The organism is Maritimimonas rapanae (assembly GCF_057837205.1).
Genome location: NZ_JBYQFI010000001.1, coordinates 658,638 through 676,845 on the forward strand (window position 1 = coordinate 658,638; position 18,208 = coordinate 676,845).

Annotated in this window: 19 protein-coding genes; 5 read left to right on the plus strand and 14 right to left on the minus strand. The window is 29.9% G+C overall.

The window, feature by feature from the left end:
• Positions 1-16 precede the first annotated feature (16 nt).
• From AC3IF2_RS03135 to AC3IF2_RS03165, 7 genes are all read right to left on the minus strand, one after another.
• A complete protein-coding gene (locus tag AC3IF2_RS03135) occupies positions 17-514 on the minus strand; it encodes a DUF2911 domain-containing protein (RefSeq protein WP_489165572.1) in 498 nt (165 codons plus the stop codon).
• A 58-nt stretch (positions 515-572) separates the two neighbouring features.
• Positions 573-1,415: a DUF2911 domain-containing protein gene (locus AC3IF2_RS03140; protein ID WP_489165574.1), complete on the minus strand. Its 843-nt coding sequence runs from the start codon at positions 1,413-1,415 to the stop codon at positions 573-575.
• A 78-nt stretch (positions 1,416-1,493) separates the two neighbouring features.
• Positions 1,494-3,131: a gliding motility-associated ABC transporter substrate-binding protein GldG gene (gene gldG / locus AC3IF2_RS03145; protein ID WP_489165575.1), complete on the minus strand. Its 1,638-nt coding sequence runs from the start codon at positions 3,129-3,131 to the stop codon at positions 1,494-1,496.
• On the minus strand, positions 3,131-3,844 hold the full coding sequence (gene gldF, locus AC3IF2_RS03150) for a gliding motility-associated ABC transporter permease subunit GldF (protein WP_489165577.1): 714 nt from the start codon (positions 3,842-3,844) through the stop codon (positions 3,131-3,133). Before gldF ends, gldG begins: the two co-directional genes overlap by 1 nt.
• 1 nt (position 3,845) lies before the next feature.
• A complete protein-coding gene (locus AC3IF2_RS03155; protein ID WP_489165578.1) occupies positions 3,846-4,478 on the minus strand; it encodes a hypothetical protein in 633 nt (210 codons plus the stop codon).
• Positions 4,479-4,481: 3 nt separating this feature from the next.
• A complete protein-coding gene (locus AC3IF2_RS03160) occupies positions 4,482-4,778 on the minus strand; it encodes a putative quinol monooxygenase (protein ID WP_489165579.1) in 297 nt (98 codons plus the stop codon).
• A 2-nt stretch (positions 4,779-4,780) separates the two neighbouring features.
• Positions 4,781-5,611 (minus strand): SAM hydrolase/SAM-dependent halogenase family protein, encoded by an 831-nt coding sequence (locus AC3IF2_RS03165; protein ID WP_489165581.1) that lies wholly within the window; start codon positions 5,609-5,611, stop codon positions 4,781-4,783.
• A gap of 142 nt (positions 5,612-5,753) precedes the next feature.
• Between AC3IF2_RS03165 and AC3IF2_RS03170 the strand changes: the two genes are divergently transcribed.
• From AC3IF2_RS03170 to AC3IF2_RS03180, 3 genes are all read left to right on the plus strand, one after another.
• Entirely contained in the window at positions 5,754-6,701 is a 948-nt protein-coding gene (locus AC3IF2_RS03170) for a PhoH family protein (protein WP_489165582.1), read from the plus strand.
• 60 nt (positions 6,702-6,761) lie between these two features.
• Positions 6,762-7,709, plus strand: a complete 948-nt coding sequence (locus AC3IF2_RS03175; protein ID WP_489165583.1) for a phosphoribosylaminoimidazolesuccinocarboxamide synthase — start codon at positions 6,762-6,764, stop codon at positions 7,707-7,709.
• Positions 7,710-8,035: 326 nt separating this feature from the next.
• Positions 8,036-9,466 (plus strand): phosphoethanolamine transferase, encoded by a 1,431-nt coding sequence (locus tag AC3IF2_RS03180; RefSeq protein ID WP_489165584.1) that lies wholly within the window; start codon positions 8,036-8,038, stop codon positions 9,464-9,466.
• Between the two features lie 58 nt (positions 9,467-9,524).
• Here AC3IF2_RS03180 and AC3IF2_RS03185 read toward each other — a convergent pair whose 3' ends face one another.
• Positions 9,525-10,751 (minus strand): aminotransferase class I/II-fold pyridoxal phosphate-dependent enzyme, encoded by a 1,227-nt coding sequence (locus AC3IF2_RS03185; protein ID WP_489165585.1) that lies wholly within the window; start codon positions 10,749-10,751, stop codon positions 9,525-9,527.
• A 151-nt stretch (positions 10,752-10,902) separates the two neighbouring features.
• Between AC3IF2_RS03185 and AC3IF2_RS03190 the strand changes: the two genes are divergently transcribed.
• Positions 10,903-11,361, plus strand: a complete 459-nt coding sequence (locus AC3IF2_RS03190) for an Lrp/AsnC family transcriptional regulator (RefSeq protein ID WP_489165586.1) — start codon at positions 10,903-10,905, stop codon at positions 11,359-11,361.
• Positions 11,362-11,403: 42 nt separating this feature from the next.
• Here the strand turns inward: AC3IF2_RS03190 and AC3IF2_RS03195 are convergent, their stop codons facing one another.
• From AC3IF2_RS03195 to AC3IF2_RS03210, 4 genes are all read right to left on the minus strand, one after another.
• On the minus strand, positions 11,404-11,994 hold the full coding sequence (locus AC3IF2_RS03195) for a YceI family protein (RefSeq protein WP_489165587.1): 591 nt from the start codon (positions 11,992-11,994) through the stop codon (positions 11,404-11,406).
• A 131-nt stretch (positions 11,995-12,125) separates the two neighbouring features.
• Positions 12,126-14,393: a M1 family metallopeptidase gene (locus AC3IF2_RS03200; RefSeq protein WP_489165588.1), complete on the minus strand. Its 2,268-nt coding sequence runs from the start codon at positions 14,391-14,393 to the stop codon at positions 12,126-12,128.
• Between the two features lie 64 nt (positions 14,394-14,457).
• A complete protein-coding gene (locus AC3IF2_RS03205; protein ID WP_489165589.1) occupies positions 14,458-14,958 on the minus strand; it encodes a DUF6702 family protein in 501 nt (166 codons plus the stop codon).
• Positions 14,959-15,022: 64 nt separating this feature from the next.
• The gene (locus AC3IF2_RS03210) at positions 15,023-15,817 is read right to left on the minus strand and encodes a carboxypeptidase-like regulatory domain-containing protein (RefSeq protein ID WP_489165590.1); all 795 of its coding nucleotides are present in this window, start codon (positions 15,815-15,817) and stop codon (positions 15,023-15,025) included.
• A gap of 105 nt (positions 15,818-15,922) precedes the next feature.
• Between AC3IF2_RS03210 and pepE the strand changes: the two genes are divergently transcribed.
• The gene (gene pepE, locus AC3IF2_RS03215; RefSeq protein WP_489165591.1) at positions 15,923-16,630 is read left to right on the plus strand and encodes a dipeptidase PepE; all 708 of its coding nucleotides are present in this window, start codon (positions 15,923-15,925) and stop codon (positions 16,628-16,630) included.
• On the opposite strand, the gene AC3IF2_RS03220 is transcribed toward pepE, so the two are convergent.
• Entirely contained in the window at positions 16,622-17,386 is a 765-nt protein-coding gene (locus AC3IF2_RS03220; protein ID WP_489165592.1) for a DUF4369 domain-containing protein, read from the minus strand. The two genes, pepE and AC3IF2_RS03220, sit on opposite strands and share 9 nt — an antisense overlap.
• Positions 17,383-18,159, minus strand: a complete 777-nt coding sequence (locus AC3IF2_RS03225) for an FkbM family methyltransferase (RefSeq protein WP_489165593.1) — start codon at positions 18,157-18,159, stop codon at positions 17,383-17,385. Before AC3IF2_RS03225 ends, AC3IF2_RS03220 begins: the two co-directional genes overlap by 4 nt.
• Between the last annotated feature and the right edge of the window lie 49 nt (positions 18,160-18,208).

Genomic DNA, 18,208 nt, shown 5'->3' on the forward strand with positions numbered 1-18,208 from the left:
ATTATTTAAAGTTTCTTTACTTTGTAGAAACCGGAATACTCAATCGTGCTTTTTCCCAAGCAAAATTAATGGCATCTTTAGCTACTGTATAAGCTAAAGACTCTTGGTTATCCTTTACAAATTCTGGCTTTACATTTACTCTAACAACATCTTCACTTTCTTTATAAGAATAAGCTCCCCAAGCATCACTTTTAGTATTAAAAATTGCTACCCAATCGCCATCCTTTTTTGGAATTATAAAGAAGCCGTATTTACCAGCTTTTAATGATTTACCACCAATAGTTACATCGTTATCGAATGTTACTGTAGTATTTTCATTAGCACCAGCACGCCATACTTTGTCATATTTTTCTAAACCGCCCCAAACAGTTCTACCTTTAACACTAGGCGAACCATAATCAACAGTTACATTTACAGAATTAATAGTACCCGTAGCGTTTTTTCTAGGGCTTTTTTGTGCACAACCAACTGAAGCGATTAACACAAAACATACTAATAGACTTAATTTTTTCATTCTAAAATTTTAAAAGTTATTAAATTGTTTGTCGATATAGGTTTGGTTTCATTACTTTTTATTTAGACCACTCTGCGATGGATGCTTTATTCATTTGAACAAAGTTAGCATTACCTGCAGCTTCAGCTCCTTCTAAAGATTCTTTAGCGGCAGCTATAGCTTCAGTTTTCTTTCCTAAACCAGCTAAGATTAATGCTTTTTCACGCTTCATCCACCAAGCTTTATCATTAATTTCGACAGCTTTGTTAATCCAGGTAAGAGCTTGGTTTAAATCTTTGCCGTTATTTCTGTAGTATCCTGCAGAATTGTAATAATCATTAGCAGAAGGGCCTTTCATTACTTTAGTAATACTTTCAATAGCTTTAGCGTCAGTAGGAACATTAAATGGAACACCTACATAAACATCTTCCCAAAGCATACCCAGTGTAGCACCATCGTTTTTTAAATCGTCAAAAGTCATAGTAAAACTTTGAATTGGCATTGGCATTTTTTGTACAGGTACTATTGCAGTTAAAGCAACTTTTGCATCACTCCATTCTTGTGGAGTACCACCGCCTGCATAATCAGTATAGAAATATACTTTCCATTTATCAGCATTTGGCTTAGTAAAGATTGCGTAAGTACCTTTTTTCAAAGTATCACCATTGATAGTGATATCATCTTTAAAAGTAATTTTTGTTCTTGCGTTAGCTCCAGTTCTCCATACTTTGTCATATGGTACGAGTTCTCCAAATATCTTTCTTCCTTTCATTGATGGACGAGAATATTCTAACACAACATCAGTTAAACCAACAGTTTGTTTTAGTTTAGAAGATGGGCTTGGTGCCGGTGTTTTTACTTGAGCATTGATAGAAAAGCTAGTTGCTACTACCAATAGGAGCAGTGAAATTTTTTTGATCATGATTTTTAAAATTTAGGTTATTATAGTGATTCAAAGATACTATAAATAAAAGCGGATTAAGAATGCTTTAACGTTTCTTTAACTATACTTTCTTTTACGGAAATAACTAAAAACAAATCCGAATAGACCTAATAAAACAAGTGGAAGTAAGACGTTGATCAGTTGCCATTTTGTTTTTTCTGCAAAAGCTTTTTGTTTATCTAAAAACTGAAGTTTAATTGTTTTTGAACGCAAATTAATTAGACCAGAATCGTCTAATAAGTAGTTTACAGCATTTAAAAGAAAAGTGGCATTGCCATGACGAAGATTGGTCCATTTATCTAATCCTAACTCTAAAGGTTGCCCTTGATGTATTTGATTTGCTATTACATCGCCATCAGAAATCAAGATCATTTTATTAGTAGTACTTTTATCTTTAAATAAATTGGTTTCAAAAGGTTTTATTCTATTCGTATAAGCCGATTTAAATTCACCTTCTAGCAAAACACCTAATATTTTATTGCCATTGTTATAATCTTGAGGGGCGGGTTTTTTTGAAACTTCATCTAACGAAATAATACTTGGTGTACCAACTGGTTTAGAAAGCGTGGAACTTTGTAATAAGACTGTTTTATTAATGCTGTTTTTTAAAGTATCAATTGAACTTGCGAATCGTAAGCCAATAGGATCTGTATTACTTGTAATAGGATGATCGTTCTTAGAAGTGATTACAGGATAATATTGCCAAAGAAAATCTTGAAATTGTGTTCTATTACCTACCTGACCTGCAGCCAAACGAATTGTTGAGCTGTACATATCTTTAACTAGATCATAATTTAATCGTACACCATAACTGAATAATAAATCTGTAATATCTAAATCACGATTAAAAGCTAAAGCCTGCCCGTTTTGCATTAGACTATCCATTTCGGCAACTACATTATCAACTAACCAAAGAGATTTTCCACCATTGATGATATATTGATCTAACGTAAATTTTTCTAATTCAGAAAATTTCTCTGTTGGTTTAGCAATAATAGTTAAATCATATCCAGTTAATTTATCTAAAGTTAGTTGTGGGTTGGCACTAACTGAATCTAAAGTAAAAGGTGCCAAACGATAATATTCTCTTAATTTCATTCCAAAACTAGCCAAATAAACATCTTCTAATTCTCCATTTCCTTTTAAAATGGCAATAGTTTGTTTTTTATCTGATGATATTTTATGGAATGCATCAGCGAAAGCATATTCTAAATTTTGAATAGAGCCTTGCAATTGTTCTTCTTGTGAATTAGCTGAATGACTTGCTAATAATGAAACATTTTCCATTCTGTTTTTATATTCTATGGTTGCCCAAGGAAAAATAACAGCTTCAGAAATTTTCCCATCTTCTTGAACTGATAATCTACTTGGTTGTAACCCTTTCTTAATCAATTTTTCAGCTTGGTTTAATGGGTCTACAAACCGGAATTTAATGTTGTTATTTAAAGCTTTTAATTCTTCTAAATATTGGCGTGTTTCAGTTTGTAATCTTTTAAATTCTGAAGGAAAGTCTCCTTGTAAATACACAGTTACTAGAGCGGTTTCATCAATAGTATCGAGAATGTTTTCTGAGGTTTCAGACAACGTATAACGCTTATCTTCGGTAAGATCGAAACGTTTGTAGAATTTATTTGCTAAAAAATTTAGAACAATTAATCCTATAGCTAAAGCTATTATATTGGTATACTTTTTCATTATTCTTGTTCTAATTTTAATTTAGTTAAGAATAAAAAGAAAGCGGTAATACTTACAAAATAGATAAGATCACGCGTATCTATAACACCTCTAGAAATACTGTTAAAGTGTTCTTTCATACCAAAATTTCGAATACCATTTATGATATTTAAATCAGCTAAAGCTTCGAAACCATAATACATAAAAAATGAAATGATTATGGCTAGAATAAATGCGACTATCTGATTGTTAGATAGAGTAGAAGTGAAGAGTCCAATAGAGGTATATGCACTTGCTAAGAAGAGTAAGCCAATATAAGAGCCTATAGTGCTGCCGACATCTATATTGCCAATAGGATTGCCTAACTTTATGACACTGAACACATAGATTAATGTTGGTATTAACGCTAGAATAATCAACATTAAAGCTCCAAAATACTTACCAAGAACTATTTGCCAATCTGTTAGAGGTTTAGTTTTTAAAATCTCGATGGTTCCTAACCTAAATTCATCTGAAAAACTACGCATCGTTATTGCAGGAATTAGAAAAAGAAAAAACCAAGGAGTTATAAAAAAGAAAGCATTTAAATCTGCAAACCCAGCATTTAAAATATTGAATTCACCTTTAAAAACCCATAAAAGGAGTCCGTTAATGAGTAAAAAAACTGCAATCACCAAATAACCTATTGGTGAAGCAAAAAATGAGTTAAGTTCTTTCTTTAAAATTGCAAACATATTACTGCGCTATTGGTTGCCAAATTTTATTAGTAGGTTTTTTGCCAGTCAAAATTTCAAGAATTTCTAAGAAAAAAGTATTTTCATCTTTACCGCTATCGCTTATCATTTTTTTAAACGCAGCTCTAGACATAGTAAACAATTCTGTTAAGTCAATTTTCCATATATCATCTTCTTTATAAAAATGAAAAAAGAATGGTGTTTTTTGTCCGTTATATATAAATTCTGCTTTTGCAAAATTTTCATTAATTGTAGTTCCTCCAATAGTGTTGCTAGCTACGCTATTTTTACCTACCATACCTTCTTTTATAGCATATAATAAAAGAGCTTTACCGTCAAATGATAATATATCAGCCTCACTAGTTCTGTGTCTAATAGATAAGACCATTAGCTTATCTAAAACACCTAAGCCAACTACTTCTGTTGAATCTGCTTTTTTAGTTGTTTCCAGTATATCAGAATAATATTTTATAGTTCTAGAATCTACATACTTTATAGCTTCTTCTCCATTGTCATTTAAAATAGCTTCTTTATATGAATTAAATGAATTTACTATTTGATCATGGTCACTTTCTTGAGAAAAAGCACTAATAGCAAATAAATAAAAATATATTATTAAACTTAATTTTTTCATTCGTTATAATTGTGAACTTATTTTATCAACACTCCAAGCTTCTGGTTTATCATTAAATAGTGCTTTGGTTTGCGCCCATATTCCTTTAAATAATTCTGAACTTCTATAATTTTCTAGGTCTTGTTCGGTGTTCCAATAACTATATGTAAATAACACATTTGTATGTTGTTTATCACGATATAATTCTAAGAGATTACACCCTTTAGAACCTCGTACTTTATCCTTTATTTCATCAAAATTTGATAAAAATTCATCTACTTTTTCTGGCACAAAAGTCATTTTAACAATACGTACAAACATAACTATTTAAATCTTACGGTTATGGTATCGCGATAATCTAATCCTAGTAAACTCGAAGCACCTCCAACAGTCTTCAAATTACTGCGATAGATAGCAATTTCTAGAAAATCAGCTGAATTAAAAATAGCAAGTTTTTTCCCATCAGCTTGACGATTTTCACTAGCTATTTCATAATTCACTACTTCATTATATTGTCTGAAAATTTTATTAAAAGAATAATTTCGAGCTATCACCTCAAAATCACGCCCTTTACCTATTTCATTAAATAATTTTTTGCTGATGTTGCTAATAACATTACCGTAATTGTCAATATAAATTACACTACCAACAATCTGAGTTTTATCCTCATTAATATAAGGATGCACTTCAGTTAATTGTTTATAGTTTTCTATCTCTTTCCCTATTACTTCTAATGTTCCTCCACGAGTAATATGACAGGCTACTTTTACAAAAACATCCAACACATTAAAACTACTTATAATGGCATTATGAATTGTAATCTCTACCATTTTTTCTGGCTTAATTTCTGAGGCGATCATAGAAATAACACCATTGTCTGGGCAGATAAAATATTGGTCATCTAGTTGTAGAGCAATATGTTTATTCTCTATACTCAATTCTGAGTCTACTCCGATAATATGAATGCTTCCTTTTGGAAAATTCTGATAAGCGTTTTTAACAATATAGGCAGTTTCAGTGATGTTAAATGGTGAAACTTCATGTGAAATATCTATTACATTAACATTATTTAACTCGTTGAAAATAGCTCCTTTAATTGCACCAACAAAATGATCTTTAGTACCGAAATCTGTTGTTAAAGTTATTAAAGGCATTTGTTAATTATTTCCGAAATTGACTCGTAGTTTGTATTATAAATTGTGTAAATTTATTGTGCAAATCTAATGATTTATAGATTATAAATTTGTAGATTATAAGGTAGTTTTAAACATATAATAAACATTAAACCAATTTCATTTGAACGAAAGAATTATTGAATTAACAGAGATAAATCCTAAAGATTTTTTTGGTACACAAAACAGTAATATTGAGCAATTAAAAAAGTATTTTCCTAAGATTAAAGTCGTTGCTCGAGGGAGCAAAATAAAAATATATGGTGAGAAAGAGCTTTTAGACGAATTTGAGAAACGCCTTAAGATGCTTGTAAATCATTTTAACCGCTATAATAAATTGGACGAAAATAGTATAGAACGATTATTAACTTCTAGCGAAATAGAAGACCGAAGCTCAAAAAGAGCTGGTGACGTTTTGGTGCATGGTGTGAGTGGTAAATTGATAAAGGCTCAAACCGCCAATCAGCGTAAAATGGTTGATGCTATTGACAAGAATGATCTATTATTTGCTGTAGGACCTGCAGGAACGGGTAAAACATATACAGCGGTTGCATTAGCTGTTAAGGCTTTGAAAGAGAAAGAAGTGCGTAGAATTATTTTAACTAGACCTGCTGTTGAGTCTGGCGAAAATTTAGGATTTCTACCAGGAGATCTAAAAGAAAAATTAGATCCTTATATGCAGCCATTATATGACGCTCTAAGAGATATGATAGCTCCAGAGAAATTAGCATCATATATAGAAACAGGGGTTATTCAAATAGCACCATTAGCTTTTATGAGAGGTCGTACTCTAGATAATGCATTTGTAATTTTAGATGAAGCACAGAATACTACACATGCCCAAATGAAGATGTTCTTAACACGTATGGGTAAACATGCTAAGTTTATTATTACTGGTGATCCTGGTCAAATTGATCTTCCGCGAAAGCAAGTTTCTGGTTTAAAAGAATCTCTACTTGCTTTAAAAGATATTAAGGGTATTGCTATGGTGTATTTAGATGATAAAGATGTAATTCGCCATAGATTGGTTAAAGAGGTGATAGCTGCTTATAAGAGTATTGAAACTGAATAATTTTATTGCTAGTCATTTACGATTACTTTACTTTTGCGTGCAATTATTGCACAACACGACATGAATACAATTAACAGAACCGATTTTAACTTTCCGAAACAAAAATCGGTCTATAGAGGTAAGGTTAGAGAAGTTTATAATATCAATGATGATTTATTGGTAATGATTGCGACAGATAGGCTTTCTGCTTTCGATGTAATTATGCCTCGCCAAATACCTTATAAAGGACAAATTCTTAATCAAATTGCTGCTAAAATGATGCAAGCAACCGAGGATATAGTACCTAATTGGATATTGGCTACACCAGACCCTAATGTTGCTATCGGCCATTATTGTGAACCTTTTAAGGTAGAAATGGTAATTCGTGGCTACTTGTCTGGACATGCTGCTCGAAAATACAAAGCTGGTAAGCGATTACTTTGCGGAGTGCAGATGCCAGATGACATGAAAGAGAATGATAAATTTCCTAAGTCAATTATTACGCCATCTACAAAAGCTGATAATGGCGAACATGATGAGGATATTTCTAGAGAAGACATTTTAGCTAAAGGAATTGTTTCTAAAGAAGATTATGAAATTTTAGAAAAATACACGAGAACTTTGTTTAAAAGAGGTACAGAAATCGCTGAAAAAAGAGGATTAATTCTTGTAGATACCAAATATGAATTTGGTAAAACTAAAGATGGAAAAATTGTATTGATTGATGAAATTCATACGCCTGATTCTTCACGTTATTTTTATGCTGATGGTTATGAAGACCGACAAGCTAGAGGAGAAACTCAAAAACAGTTATCAAAAGAATTTGTAAGACAATGGTTAATTGCTAACGGATTTCAAGGTAAAGTTGGTCAACAAATACCTAAAATGTCTGATGAAAAGATTACTGAAATTTCAGATCGCTATATAGAACTCTATGAAAATATAACAGGTGAACGCTTTGTGAAATCTGATCTTTCAAACATTACAAAGCGTATTAATGATAGCGTGATTAAATATTTACAGTCTTAGGTCGTGAATGAGTTTTTAAAATATCTAATTCTATCATGTACTTTTTCATTTTTTGACAAATTGTAAAAAAAAGCCTATATTACAACATCATTTGAGTACTACTTACTTAATGATAAATTGCTTTGAAAAGTTACTCTCTGATAGATATTATAAAAAACGCTTTTCCTAAACGATTGGTTTTGTTGGCATTAGCTCCAATTTTACTTGGTTTTATTATTAATTATAATGCTTCTGAGGGTTTTTTTTCTACTCTAGTTAATATAATCTGGATCCCGATTTTGCTTTTGCCTTTTTTTTTAACAAAATGGAAGATTTTTTACAAATTAGTGGTCATTTTTTATTTTTTTATTGGGCTCTTAGAAATAACACATTGGTTAGTTGTTGGAGGTCCCATTACTGCTAATAGTTTATTAGTTATATCTGATTCGAATTATACTGAAGCAACCGAATTTTTTGAATCTAAGGCAGACATCAACCTTATATTATTATTACCATACTTTATTTTATTTGTTTTTTCTATTAAAAAAACACCCTCAATTGAATTTAATAAAAATTTGAAATATATTCCTATAATATTATTCACAGGTTTAGTATTATGGTATTCATTATCTAGCCTCTCTGAAGTTTTAGCTAAAGGAGTTCCTAACTTTGTAAAGCTTTCACACTCTACTTTATTTGATTTAAGAAAATATAAAAGCGCAGTTAGAAATAATAAGCTTAAAAATATAGATGTTAACTTAAAAGATGAATATAAAAAAAGAATATTTGTCCTAATTATTGGAGAGTCTACATCAAGAAACCATATGTCGATTTATGGTTATTCCAAAAAAACTAACCCTAAATTAGAATTGAGGAATGATATAGTTGTCTTTAATGATGTAATTTCTTCTCATCCATTTACTATTAAATCTGTATTATCAATGCTTTCTAATTCGAATATCGAAAATGAAATGCAATTTGATAAAACTATTGACTTAATTGATGTTTTTCATTCTGCTGGTTATAAAACATATTGGATTTCTAATCAACCAAGACTAGGATGGTCTGAAAATTTGATTAGTTCAATAGGCAATAAATCTGATTATACCAATTATGTTAACAGTTTAAGCAATTCTACTTTTGAAGGGGAAAAAAAAATATCTTACGATGAAAAATTGTTCGCCCCGTTTGACGGAGTATTAAAAGATAGTGTTGATAAAAAATTTATTGTTTTACACCTCATGGGGACGCATCTTGTTTATAATAAAAGATATCCACCACATTATGACTTTTTTAAAATAAAGTCAAGAAAGAAAAAAGAAATAATTTTATCTGAGTACCATAATTCGGTGTTATATAATGATTTTGTAATAGACAACTTTTTTAGTAAGCTTAAAAGCCATACAGAATTAGATAAAAGTTTGATTTCTTCAGCTATTTATTTATCTGATCATGGTCAAAACGTATATGACGAATTTAACGGATTAGGGCATACTTTTACTAATAAAATACCTAAATCTCTTTTTGAAATTCCTTTTATAGTATGGTTGTCTCAAAATTTTGTTTTAAATGATAGTAGTAAGGTAAACATTATAAAATCTAATAAGAGTAAACCTTTTTCATCTGATGATTTATTTCATACTATATTGGATTTAAATGGAATAGAAACAGAACTATTTGAAGAGAAGAGAAGTTTATTTAACGAAAAATTTAACCTTAAGCGTATTCGTTTAGTTGAAGATGGAGATGATTATGATAAAAAAATTAAAAATGATTGAGTTGCGGGGTTATTTTAAAACTTGAATTTTTAATGAAATGGTTTTAAAATATTATATGTTATCTATATATTAACGATTTTGTCAAATTTAAAATGCTTAATTCTAACATACACTTTTTCATTTCTTGATAAGTCCGTTCTATATCGTTATCCAGCCCTATAGAAAAACGTATTAAACCGTCTGATAAACCCATTTCGGTTTGTTCATCTTCTGGTATTTCTGATGAAGTTCCAGTGCCAGGTACGTTAAATAAGGTCTTGTAGAATCCTAAACTTACTGCCAAGTATCCTAAGTTGCGCTCTTGCATCATTTCCATAAACTCATTGGCTTTTTCTAAAGAATCAACACCGATGGCAAGCATTCCGCCAAAACCATATTCTTCATTGTACATAGATTTAAAAAGTTCGTGTTGTTTATGACTTTTTAACCCAGGATAACTGATATTAATACCATCTTGCTCAAATTTTTCCGCCAAATACAAAGCATTCTCACTATGTTTTTTCATTCGGATATGCAACGTTCTTAAATTTTTAAGAACACTCGCAGCACGTAAGCTATCCATTACTGGGCCTAACAACATTGAGGCACCATCATTTACATTTCGTAAGTCATTGATAAATTCATGAGTTCCACAAATTACACCACCAACTGTATCGCTAGAACCATTAATAAATTTTGTTAATGAGTGTATAACGACATCTGCGCCTAATTGAGCTGGAGAAATATTTAAAGGTGAAAAAGTATTGTCAACGACCAATTTTAGATTGTATTTTTTTGCTAATTCTGCTAAAGCAGGAATATCTGCAACTTCTAACAAAGGATTGCTAACCGATTCACAGTAAATAACTTTTGTATTTTCAGTTATAGCAGCTTCAACTTTTTCGAGATTTGTAATATCTACAAAAGTGTTAGAAATATTAAATTTTGGAACAAAATTCTTTAAGAATGCATAGGTACCACCATAAATAGTTCTAGCTGAAACGATATGATCACCTGCGTTACACAATTGTAAAAGTACTGGCGTTATGGCTCCCATGCCTGAAGCTGAAACATTAGCCGTTTCTGTGCCTTCCATGGCAGCTAAAGCTTCACCTAAATATAAATTACTTGGGCTTGTATGTCGAGAATATAAATAGCACCCTTCTAAATTGCCTTCAAAGGTGTCTGCCATAGATTTGGCCGCTAAAAAAGTATAAGTTGATGAATCTGAAATTGATGGATTTACCCCCCCGAACTCTCCAAAGTACTGTAAATCTTGAATTTTGTCTGCTGGCTTAAACTTCATTGGTCTTATTTTTAAACAAAGAACTTAATTATTAGAATATTTATCAATTTAAATTAATATATTTAGATAATATATCTATATTTTAACTATATAATAATTTATTAATCTACATTTGATATGTGTTAATGGATTATTTAGAAAAATTTTCATTATGAAGTTTGATGAAATAGACAGAAAGATATTACTTCTCCTACAAAAAAATAGTAAAGCTACTACTAAAAAACTATCACTTGCTTTAGATCTATCTGCTACAGCTATTTACGAACGTATAAGAAAGTTAGAAAGGGTAGGTGTAATAGAAAAATATGTAGCTGTAATAAATAAGGAAAAGGTAGATAAGGCATTTGTAGTTTTTTGCCATATCAAACTAGTACAACACAGTAATGAATTCTTAACCAAATTTGAATCAGAAGTAATTAAGCTGGATGAGGTTTTAGAATGTTATAACGTGAGTGGAGAGTACGATTATATTCTAAAAATTGTGGTGAAGAACATGAAAATTTATCGCGAGTTTATTAATACTAAGCTTACTAAGTTGCAGCATATTGGCAGTACACATAGTATTTTTATTATAAGTGAATTAAAAAACAGCTCTGAAATTTTGGTATAAAAAACCAGCCTTAAGCTGGTCGTTTCTAATTATTAAGTAATATTACTTTTTGGCTTTTACATTAACGGTAATTACAATATCATCATAAATTAACTTATTCTTTAAGTTGTCAAAGAATTTACCAGAACGAAATCTTATATCCCATTTAGTTCTGTCTATTTTAAATTCACCACTTTTCACCGTTACATTGTCTCCATCATTAGAAATATCAGCTAAAAACGATACATCTTTGGTGATTCCTTTTATAGTCAGTTCACCATTTACTTGAGTTTTACCATCTTTTGCCTCGCTGCCTGTTACTTTATAAGACCCAGTAGTATGATTATCAACATCAAAAAAATCTTTAGACTTTAAATGATTTACCAATTTGTCATTATTTTTTCCAGGTTTTATATCTAATACCTTTATAGTATTCATGTCAATTACAAAATCGCCTCCAACTAATTTGCCACCTTCAAAAACAAAATTTCCTTTCGAAATTGATAAAGTACCATCATGAGTTTTACCAGGTCTAGATGCCGCCCATGTTATGGTAGACTCTTCTACAACAGCATTATATGTTTCCGATTCAATTCCTTTAAAAGAGACTAATATCAAGCCTAATACAAAAAGAGTTATTACTATTTTTTTCATTTCTTTAGTTTTAATTTTATTACTACTTAATAGTCGAATTAATTGATTTTCATTACAGTTTCAAATATTATTCCATAAAAAAACATCCTCAATTTTTATTAAGGATGTTTTCTACTATTTCTATAAATGAATTAGTTCTTCAATTCTTGCTTTATACCTTCAAATTCCGATTCACCTTCTTGTTTTGGCCAAGTGTTATTAGTCATATCTATATCGGCAGTTTCTAGATCAGGGTCAACTACAATGCTTGTTATTCTTTTTGAAGTTGCGTAAACCTTTTTTACTTCTGCGTCATTTTTATTCCAAATTTGGGCAGGATATTTCTTACGTTCTTTAGTACCATCTTCATAAGTAATATCTACAATTAAAGGTAGTACTAGTCCTCCTGGTTTATCATAGGTAACTTCATAAAAGTAATTTGGAGCTTCTTTTAATTGCTCTTTTTGTCTTTCGGTTAATGAGGCTAAATGGTCATTTAACATTTTAAAATCTCCTACCTTTTTGGCATTTTCATCTTTAGTAGGATCACCTTCTGCAAAGTACACTAGTCTATCTTTGTAATCATCTAGATTTAAACCAAAGCGTTTTGCATCTGCTTTAGCTTTATCTGTTGGCTTATCTGTTAAATAATAACTTTTAACACCTTTTATACCAACATCATTATAATCTGTTGTGTAAAACCATCCTCTCCAGAACCAATCTAAATCCATAGCAGCAGCATCTTCCATACTTCTAAAGAAATCTGCAGGAGTTGGGTGTTTGAACATCCAACGCTTAGAATATGTTCTAAATGCATAATCGAACAATTCTGGCCCCATAATAGTGCTTCTAAGCATCCATAAACCGGCTGCAGGTTTTGTATAAGCATTTGGCCCAAAATTATATACATTATCACCTTGAGACATAATAGGAGATAAGCGATCTTGATCAATACTCATATATCGTACGATGTCTTTTGGTAAATTACCTGTATCAAAATTAGGATCATATTCATATTCAGCTAACATTTCAACAAACGAGTTAATTCCTTCGTCCATCCATGTCCATTGACGTTCATCAGAATTGACAATCATTGGAAAGAAATTATGACCAACTTCATGTGTAATTACACCAATCATTCCATTCTTTACTCGATCAGAATAAGATCCGTCTTCTTTTGGGCGACCATAATTCCAACAAATTTGAGGGTATTCCATTCCTTGTTGTGCTGCATGTACAGAAATAGCTTTATGATAAGGATAATCGAAAGTATATTTAGAATATACTTTTAATGTATTTGCTACAACTTTTGTTGAGTGTTCTTCCCATAAAGGATTTCCTTCTTTAGGATATAATGAATATGCCATAACTGACTTACCATTAATTTCAACAGCCATTCCATCCCAAATAAATTTTCTTGAACTTGCAATACCAAAATCTCTTACGTTTTCTGCGTGAAATTTCCAAGTCTTAGTTTTTTTAGATCTGCTTTTTTCAGCTTCTTCAGCTTCAGCTTGAGTAACAATCATTACTGGCTTATCGAAAGTCTTTTTCGCAAGTTGTAAACGCTTGTATTGTTCTTTAGTTAAAACCTCTTTTTCATTTAATAACTTACCAGTTGCATTTAAAACGTGATCAGCTGGTGCAGTAATGTTCACAGTATAATTACCGAATTCAAGTGCAAATTCACTTCGCCCCCAAAACTGCATGTTTTGCCAACCTTCTACATTGTTATAAACTGCTAATCTTGGAAAGAATTGAGCAATTACATATAGGTTGTTTCCATCTTTTGGGAAATGCTCATAACCTGAACGCCCATCACTTTCATTGATATAATCATTAATATTATACCACCATTTAATCTTGAAAACATATTTTTCACCAGAAGCTAAAGGCTTCGGTAAATTAATACGCATCATTGTTCTGTTTATAGAATGCGATAAAGGCTTGTTATTAGCATCTCTAACGTATTCTAAATTAAAACCACCTGCAAAAGGCTTCTTTAAATAATTACCAGTAAAAGTTCTTGGCCCATTAAAAGAAGCATTAAAGCTACTGGCTTGAGCATCTGGAGTTTTAGAATCTGGAGCTCTCATGTTTTGGTCTAATTGCACCCAAAGATATTCTAGAGCATCCTTTGAATTATTGTGATATGTTATAACTTCATCACCAAATAGTTTTCTGTTTTCATCATCTAATGTAATATTCATTACATAATCTACCTGCTGCTGTGTATATTCATGCCCAGGTGCACCAGAAGCTGTGTGTTGCGAATCTGGAGTCGGTAATTCTTGCTTTAATTGTCTAAACTTACTGATGTTTAAATGACCGGGTTTTCTTTCTTTTTTTTCTTCTTCTTGAGCAAAAGATGCTGATGTTATTAAAAGAAAAGATAAAAGTAAATAACCTAATTTTTTCATTTTTTATTGTGGATTTAATTTAATTTCCGAAAGTACTTATTTAAGAGGATTTTAAGAATACTCTTTAAAGTTTTAACAAATCTTTATCATTCTTAGAAGTTAGGATAAAAGATTTCTTTTTCTTGTTAATATTCAACTTGATAATATTTTGTTGATCGGAGTATATTTCCATCAACATATTATTCTTAATTTCAATTGATTGGATATTGTTAATATTTTCAATTTCAATGTATAATTTCATTTCATCTGAATCATACTTTTTACCTAAATAATTGTATGCTTCTGTTTTGTTATTTATAGTAACTAAAAATTTATCGGCTATATATTTAGATATATAATCGTCTATGTTAGTCAATTCTTCTTTAGTGGTGAGTTCTGGTTCAATTTCAAACTGATTTTTTAATCCATTTTCTAGATCATCTATAAATACGGTCATTGTTATCTGTATTGCTTTGCTTTTTTCTGAGTAATCAATTTTAGTAAAACTAATGTAGTATTTATGTGCTGAGAATGATAAAAATAAAATGCTAATAGACAGTAATAGGTAATTTTTAACAGTATTCATTCAAGAAAGTATTAGATGCAAATGTCTTTAAACAAGTTTGATTGAACAAAAAACATTCCAAAAATTATTTTTTGATTTCTTTTAAATAAGGTTTACTTTCTTCTATAAATATATTAGTGAGTTCTAATATTCTATTTTTGTTATAAAGCGCAACGATATTATCTTTTAGACAAAAATTAAGAAAGTCATCAATTTCTTCAAAAGGAATATGAAGAGTTTTAATAAAGAATTCATCTTTAAAATGTTGACGTATTTTTTTGATAGTTTTCAAGTTAATACTTCTTAATTTATCCTCTTTAATTAATTTTTTTAATTTTCGATCTTTTTTACGTTTGCCAGATAATACATAATATAAATTATCAATTCCTCCTTTTCTACCTAATAATGGGCCTAATAATAATGCATCTAAAATTACTATAGGAGTACTGGCCTTAGTGTGTCCATCTAACCTTGCGTCAAGTTTAGTTTTAGGCTTTTTATCTGCATTTGGTAGATTTAGACGTTTAGCTACACTAATAGGTTTTATAACAATTTCATCCAATTGATTTATTCTAGGCTTAAGTTCTATAATAATTTGTATTCTTTGTAAATCTATTTTTGAAATAATTCTACGGTGAATTTCAAATTGAACAGCCGAAAATACTAAGGTATCATTTACTTTAACTGGGATTGCGAAGTCACCATATCTATTTGAGAGTGTACCTTTTTGAGTATTTTTATTTACTATATGTATCTTTTCAACAGATAAAGAATCACTTACGATTTTACCATGCAAAACTTTCCTATTATTTTGGGCAGGAAGTTTTATATATTGAATAAACAAAACAAAGACTAAAAATAGAAGTAATTTTTTATGCATAGGCTGACTTGATTTTCACAAAGTAATTATCAGTTATCATAAATAATTATTAAATCTATTGTAAACTTTTGTTAAACGTTTATTTTTAGATGTTAATTAATTAAAATGAAAAACTTAATAATTGCGAGTACTTCTACAGTTCACGGAAGTGGTTATTTAGAATATTTATTACCAGCTCTAAAAAACTTATACAAAGGTGTAAGCGAAATTTTATTTATTCCTTTCGCGAGACCAAGTGGTATAACATATGGTGAGTATACAGAAATTGCTAGAAAAGCTTTCGCTCAAATAAATGTTGAGGTAAAAGGAATTCATGAATTTGTCGATTATAACGAAGTAATTAAGAATTCTCAAGGGATTTTTGTTGGAGGAGGAAATACTTTTGTTTTGGTAAATGAACTATACAAATACGATTTATTTAATGTTTTAAAAGAAACTATTGAAAAAGGGACTCCATATTTTGGAACAAGTGCTGGTAGTAACATTTGTGGATTGTCGATGCAAACAACAAATGATATGCCAATTACTTATCCACCAAGTTTAGAGACAATGGGTATTATTCCTTTTAATATTAATGCACATTATTTAGATCCTGACCCAAATTCTACTCATAAAGGAGAAACTAGAGAAGTTAGAATTAAAGAATTTCATGCTTATAATGATATTCCAGTTTTAGGTTTACGAGAAGGTAGTTGGTTAGAAGTTAAGGATGAGAAAATTATTCTTAAAGGGAACTTAAAAACAAGATTGTTTAGAAAAAAACATGAACCGATTGAATTAGAACCAGAAATTGATCTTTCTACTTTAAGGTAGTGGGTCTTTACTCACATCATATATTTCTAAATCAATAGCAATGTTTTTAGAAAACTCACTTTTTTTTACATTTTCTGTCAAGTTAGAATATAGTTTTGCTATAGTGTCTTTATGTACATCGTTGTTGTTTAGTAAAGAATATAGGACCATAGAAGAAACAAAAGAATCTGGATTATTTCTGACAAAATTTAGACCATGCTGATTATTTTCAGTCTGTATAGCTTTCATTTGCTGATTAATATTAGCTAGTTTTACGATATTATTTTCTGCCCGGGCTTTTTGAAATTCATGGAAAAGATTGTTCATTTTTGATGAAATCTTTTTTGATTCGTCTTTATATTTTCTCAGCTGATCATTAAGCTTTGTACCACTTATTTGAGCATTTATTAAATCATTGACATTAGCTTTTATATTAATTGTGCCTTTTTCAACTATTGGAAAAATACCTTGCTTGTAGTCTTCAATAAAAATTCCATAAACCTCAGGTAAATCTATATTACCCTTAAATGTCGCATTTCCATTTTTTGTAAAAGTAGAATCTATTAGAATAGAAATATTGTTTTCTTGTTTTTTGAGAACTAATTTTGAATTTTCTTTTAAAGTTTGCCCATCAATATTAATAGTGTAGTTAGTATTAGATAATTTTGTCTCATCTTTACAACTTATTAGTAATATGTTATATAATAATGCCAAGATTAATGTAGAAAAATTCTTACAAGCAAATGTACCCACAGCATATAAGTTAACTTGGTTCAAGCAATAATTTTTTTAAATTTTTCTCTATGCTTTATATTTAAAAAAATTAGATTACCACTTTGGAAATCATTAATTTCTTTAAGCTTATTATCTTTTTTATTGTAATAGAATAATTTGTAACCCAGGTTTAATAACCAATTAAAATCACTATCTTTATACGAGATTTCAAAACTAAGTATAGGTAAATAAGCACTAATCGTTTTCTTTCCACCTTCGAGAACATTAAGCTCATTTCCTTCTGTATCACATTTTATAAAGTTAACATTTTTGATTTTAGTTTTTTTGACATAATTGTCAATGGTGCTTACTTCAATTTGTTCAGTATCATATTTAATGTCATTTATTTCTAGTAGAGTTGCCCTAGTTCCTACTACTAAACCACTATCAAAAATCGGGATGTGTATCTCGGTATTTTTATTAGTGTTGCTTATTCCTAATTTATTTATAGTTACTCTATTTAAGTGTAATATATTTTTCATATCTACTAAAGCTGCGAAATTAGCTTTTACGGGTTCAAAACTATGAACATGACCATTACCTTTTTTAACTACCTTATTTAGTCGACAAGCATATTGTCCCATATTTGCTCCAATATCAAGTATAATATCATTACTTGATATTATATCTTTAAATAATTTTGAGATTTCATAGTTTTTTCCAATTTTAAAATCCCAAATAATTTTAAGAAGTTTTATTTTATTATACCATTTTTCATTGAAAATAAAACGAGTAATTCTTTTTATAAAATAGTTTTTAGTCTGCAATTTTTTCATCTTTTAATTTTTTCTATGCGCTAATGTAGAAATTAATAAAAAAATTCTC

Excerpts from the sequence above, each read along its gene's own strand:
- AC3IF2_RS03135 (WP_489165572.1), bottom strand. The coding sequence starts at position 514 with ATGAAAAAATTAAGTCTATTAGTATGTTTTGTGTTAATCGCTTCAGTT.
- AC3IF2_RS03140 (WP_489165574.1), bottom strand. The coding sequence starts at position 1,415 with ATGATCAAAAAAATTTCACTGCTCCTATTGGTAGTAGCAACTAGCTTT.
- gldG (WP_489165575.1), bottom strand. The coding sequence starts at position 3,131 with ATGAAAAAGTATACCAATATAATAGCTTTAGCTATAGGATTAATTGTT.
- gldF (WP_489165577.1), bottom strand. The coding sequence starts at position 3,844 with ATGTTTGCAATTTTAAAGAAAGAACTTAACTCATTTTTTGCTTCACCA.
- AC3IF2_RS03155 (WP_489165578.1), bottom strand. The coding sequence starts at position 4,478 with ATGAAAAAATTAAGTTTAATAATATATTTTTATTTATTTGCTATTAGT.
- AC3IF2_RS03160 (WP_489165579.1), bottom strand. The coding sequence starts at position 4,778 with ATGTTTGTACGTATTGTTAAAATGACTTTTGTGCCAGAAAAAGTAGAT.
- AC3IF2_RS03165 (WP_489165581.1), bottom strand. The coding sequence starts at position 5,611 with ATGCCTTTAATAACTTTAACAACAGATTTCGGTACTAAAGATCATTTT.
- AC3IF2_RS03175 (WP_489165583.1), top strand. The coding sequence starts at position 6,762 with ATGAATACAATTAACAGAACCGATTTTAACTTTCCGAAACAAAAATCG.
- AC3IF2_RS03185 (WP_489165585.1), bottom strand. The coding sequence starts at position 10,751 with ATGAAGTTTAAGCCAGCAGACAAAATTCAAGATTTACAGTACTTTGGA.
- AC3IF2_RS03190 (WP_489165586.1), top strand. The coding sequence starts at position 10,903 with ATGAAGTTTGATGAAATAGACAGAAAGATATTACTTCTCCTACAAAAA.
- AC3IF2_RS03195 (WP_489165587.1), bottom strand. The coding sequence starts at position 11,994 with ATGAAAAAAATAGTAATAACTCTTTTTGTATTAGGCTTGATATTAGTC.
- AC3IF2_RS03200 (WP_489165588.1), bottom strand. The coding sequence starts at position 14,393 with ATGAAAAAATTAGGTTATTTACTTTTATCTTTTCTTTTAATAACATCA.
- AC3IF2_RS03205 (WP_489165589.1), bottom strand. The coding sequence starts at position 14,958 with ATGAATACTGTTAAAAATTACCTATTACTGTCTATTAGCATTTTATTT.
- AC3IF2_RS03210 (WP_489165590.1), bottom strand. The coding sequence starts at position 15,817 with ATGCATAAAAAATTACTTCTATTTTTAGTCTTTGTTTTGTTTATTCAA.
- pepE (WP_489165591.1), top strand. The coding sequence starts at position 15,923 with ATGAAAAACTTAATAATTGCGAGTACTTCTACAGTTCACGGAAGTGGT.
- AC3IF2_RS03225 (WP_489165593.1), bottom strand. The coding sequence starts at position 18,159 with ATGAAAAAATTGCAGACTAAAAACTATTTTATAAAAAGAATTACTCGT.